Source organism: Lentiprolixibacter sp., from assembly GCF_982873095.1.
This window is the reverse complement of sequence record NZ_CEYNTP010000253.1, coordinates 1-3,873: the sequence shown is the minus strand read 5'-3', so window position 1 is coordinate 3,873 and position 3,873 is coordinate 1. Positions and strand designations below refer to the sequence as shown.

Genomic DNA, 3,873 nt, shown 5'->3' with positions numbered 1-3,873 from the left:
CACCCTGCGTACACGGATTTTGTTAGATCACAAATTGATTTATGGAAAACAAGAAATATTAATTTTACAGATATAATGGCGAAGGATTATTTAGAAAAAGAACTAATCCCTTATCTTCTAAAAGAAATAGACAATGCAGTTAAATCTGGAAGGACTTTAAATGAGCATTTCAAATTACTAAATCAATAATCTTGAACTATACCAGAATAGACTACTCGGTCGAATTAAAGGAAATTGGTGCTTACCCTCAAGCATATCAAATAAAGGAAGACAGATTCGATAGAGTTTCACCTACCAGTCCTTGGGTGATAAAAAGGCATGAAATTTCTATAGTTGAGCCTAAACTAAATCTTGTCTTAGATAAACGAGCTAAATTGACTGATATTCTAAGTACAGATATATTGTCATTTGGATTCATTGTGAGCAAGAAGTTGAAGGATGTTTTGGTTGATTTCAATTTACCAACACATAAGTTTTATGCTTGTTCTGTATTTTTCAAGGGGATTGAATATGAGTATTACTGGTTTCATTTTGTTACAAATGAGTTCATGAACTGGGTAAACGAGGAAGAATCCAATTTAAAGATTCGGCCTCTTAATATTGAACATAGAGATGAGGTTACCGGAATTATCAATCTAAAACTTTCAAATGAAGAACGCTTGAATCAACTCAGACAAATTCCTCTTGGCAATGGGGTTTTTTGGGAAACTCTAAAGTTTAAGAAAAGATTCCCAAAATTTGACATCTTTAATACAAATGAACTGGGAAATATGACCCTAATTTCTAATGATTTATTGAATGCTTTAATTGACAACAAGATAACCGGATATCGGATAAAGTCATGGAAACATCTAAGCTACTAATGAGTAGATTAATATTCAGTTTTATTTTTTGCTTAGTTGTTTCTGTATCATACTCACAGTCTAAAGATAGCATTAGCTTACCTGAGGGCAATATCGATATGAAGATCTTAGCCCCTACATTAATTTTTGAAATCTATGTTACTAAAGATCAAAAGGTATATTTCGGTAATGAAAGGTTAGAGTATTTTGATGAAATATGCTCTTTATTAAAGAAAAAGTACAGGGACCGAACAATAACTGAGGATAGAAAGTTTGCCATTATCGCTGATATAAATGTTAACTACAAATTTATTGATAAAATCAAAGAACAGTTAGGTTGCTATGGAATAGGACGTATATATTATAAAACAGGCGACTTAGGTGATTTGACATATCAGTATAACATATTAAATGGATCTACATTACAACTGGAAAATTATGAAAAGATTCTTACAGTTGAGCAGGAAAACGAATACAATGAACTAATATCCGATTTAACTAGATTGCCTCCTTCGCCTCCTGAAGAACTCGATTATTTTGTTCTGATGAGAACCCTACATAATGGTTTTAAGCAGGATATAGAGGATTGGCTTGAAAAATATCACTTTACTTCACTATGGCTTTTAGGAGGCAGCAACTTCAGATATGAAGGTAAAACTCTAAACTATGAGAATGAGAATGACTTAGAGGAGATTATTCTCAATCCTGAAAACCTATTAATACGATACGGTGAGGGCCTAAAATATGGCGAATATGTGCGATTCACACAGATTAAGAATAGATTAGCTATTAAACACAACATTGATCTCAATAAGAAAATGATCGGGGAATTATCCTTACAGGCCGAAGAACGCTTAGAGAAGCTTGGGATTTTGATAGAATGATTTACCGGCGCACAAACAAGATATTATATAAGCTCCTAAACCTATCATCATTCCATAAACCTAAGTTTGGTTTAAAATTGACGTCCCGAAGAAATGCAGATTCTTACAGACTGCTATCATACCCGGTATGAAGACCCTCCGGTCAATTCTAAATTTATGGGGCACCCCCGTTTTTTTGACACAGAGAAGAATCGGCAGGAGAGGTAAAAAATCTATTCTAATCTGAAGTTAGTTTAAAATGTCGGGAAAGAATCGGGAATAAAAAAAGCCATCTGATTCAAATCCAATCAGATGGCATCAAATTTAGTAGCCTCACCAGGAATCGAACCTGGATCTAAAGTTTAGGAAACTTCTATTCTATCCATTGAACTATGAGGCCAGAAAATCGGGACACAAAAATACGCTATTTCTAAGCTAACCCGCAAGTCTGAGGCCAAAAATCCCCTTACTCAAACACCTCAACCACCATTTCGATCTCAACCGCAATATTGCTGGGTAAAGAACCCATGCCCACTGCCGCCCTCGCGTGTTTCCCACGCTCGCCGAATATGTCAACCATAAGATCCGAATACCCATTCACCACCTTGGGGTGGTCTGTGAATTCCGGCACGGCATTCACCATACCCTTGACCTTTACCACACGTTTTACACGATTCAGGTTGCCCAATTCTGCTTTCAACACAGAGAGCTGGGCGATGCCCGCCAGACGGGCGGCTTCATACCCCTCCTCAATCGTCAGGTCCACACCCAGCTTACCGGTCACATTTCCCCCTTCCGGTTTCCGGGGTCCTTTCCCCGCCAGGAAGATGAGGTTGCCCGTGCGAACGGCATTTACATAATTGGCTACGGGCGTAGAGGCCTGAGGGAGTTCAATACCCAATTCGGCCAATTTGGATTCAGGATCGTAATCCGCAGGGATTTCTGATTGTTCCTCTGGTAACTTTTCCCGGGTGATCTGGGTATTGCAGCTGGCTAATACTGCCAGTGTAAAAAGAAAGTAAAGTGTTGATTTCATCAGAAGGATTTTTAATTAAACTTGGCGATATCTTTCTCCATTTTTCCGTAATTTAAACACTTCACACTGAACTAAAATGATAACCATGAAAAAATTACTCCCTTACCTCTGTTTTTTGCTGCTTTTGAGCTTCTCACTGGACCTGAATGCCCAAAGGCGCAGGGGACAATCGACCCCTGAAAAAAAGGAATCCTTTTCGATGGGCGACCTGAAACTCCGCAATGTGGGTCCGGCATTTTTGTCTGGTCGGATTGCCGACATCGCTGTACATCCTGATGATGACGATGTCTGGTATGTGGCAGTGGGTTCTGGAGGTGTCTGGAAAACTGAGAATTCCGGCACCACATGGACCCCACTGTTCGACAAACAACCTTCCTACTCCATTGGGTGCATCACTATTGACCCAAATAACCCGGCGACCATCTGGGTAGGTACCGGTGAGAATGTAGGAGGTCGACACGTAGGTTACGGAGACGGCATTTACCGCTCCAAGGATGGTGGCAAGACCTGGGAAAATATGGGCCTTAAGGCATCGGAACATATTTCTGAGATCATCGTACACCCTGAGAATCCCAATGTTGTCTGGGTTGCTGCGCAGGGGCCCCTTTGGACCAAAGGCGGGGAACGCGGTTTCTATATGACAACTGATGGTGGACAAAACTGGACCAAGACCCTGGGTGGAAACGAATGGACAGGAGTTACGGACATTATGTTAGATCCGAGGAACCCTGATCGTATCTATGCGGCCACCTGGCAAAGGCATCGCACCGTTGCCGCCCTGATGGGTGGGGGACCTGATACCGGTATCCATCGCTCTGAAGACGGTGGACAAACCTGGGAAAAACTTAGTACGGGACTGCCCAAATCCAATATGGGAAAAATTGGCCTGGCCATTTCGCCACAGCAACCCGATGTGGTCTATGCCGCCATTGAGCTCGACCGCACCACAGGAGGCGTCTTTCGCTCTGAAAACCGCGGGGCCTCCTGGAAAAAAATGTCCAATACTGTTTCAGGTGCTACAGGACCACATTACTACCAGGAGCTTTATGCCAGTCCCCATAAATTCGACCGGCTGTACCTGATGAATGTCCGCATTCTCACTTCCGAGGACGGTGGAAAAACCTTTAATCAG

At 41.3% G+C, this 3,873-nt stretch carries 5 protein-coding genes and 1 tRNA gene; 4 read left to right on the top strand and 2 right to left on the bottom strand.

Translation table 11 applies throughout. The annotated features are described in order from the left end of the window. The 3 genes from AC4E7D_RS12640 to AC4E7D_RS12630 form a co-directional block, all read left to right on the top strand. On the top strand, positions 1 to 189 hold a 189-nt coding region (locus AC4E7D_RS12640), incomplete at its 5' end, for a hypothetical protein (protein WP_490174148.1). Positions 190 to 191: 2 nt separating this feature from the next. Beyond that, entirely contained in the window at positions 192 to 863 is a 672-nt protein-coding gene (locus AC4E7D_RS12635; protein WP_490174147.1) for a hypothetical protein, read from the top strand. Continuing rightward, the gene (locus AC4E7D_RS12630) at positions 863 to 1,726 is read left to right on the top strand and encodes an ExbD/TolR family protein (RefSeq protein ID WP_490174146.1); all 864 of its coding nucleotides are present in this window, start codon (positions 863 to 865) and stop codon (positions 1,724 to 1,726) included. Before AC4E7D_RS12635 ends, AC4E7D_RS12630 begins: the two co-directional genes overlap by 1 nt. 307 nt (positions 1,727 to 2,033) lie before the next feature. On the opposite strand, the gene AC4E7D_RS12625 is transcribed toward AC4E7D_RS12630, so the two are convergent. Then, a tRNA-Arg gene (locus AC4E7D_RS12625) sits at positions 2,034 to 2,105 on the bottom strand. A gap of 66 nt (positions 2,106 to 2,171) precedes the next feature. Beyond that, the gene (locus AC4E7D_RS12620) at positions 2,172 to 2,741 is read right to left on the bottom strand and encodes a RidA family protein (protein ID WP_490174145.1); all 570 of its coding nucleotides are present in this window, start codon (positions 2,739 to 2,741) and stop codon (positions 2,172 to 2,174) included. A gap of 85 nt (positions 2,742 to 2,826) precedes the next feature. Between AC4E7D_RS12620 and AC4E7D_RS12615 the strand changes: the two genes are divergently transcribed. After that, positions 2,827 to 3,873, top strand: a 1,047-nt coding sequence (locus AC4E7D_RS12615; protein ID WP_490174144.1) for a WD40/YVTN/BNR-like repeat-containing protein, incomplete at its 3' end; no start/stop codon positions are given.

Bases quoted from the DNA above. Each gene is read 5' to 3' on its own strand.
- AC4E7D_RS12630 (WP_490174146.1), top strand. From the start codon at position 863: ATGAGTAGATTAATATTCAGTTTTATTTTTTGCTTAGTTGTTTCTGTA.
- AC4E7D_RS12620 (WP_490174145.1), bottom strand. From the start codon at position 2,741: ATGAAATCAACACTTTACTTTCTTTTTACACTGGCAGTATTAGCCAGC.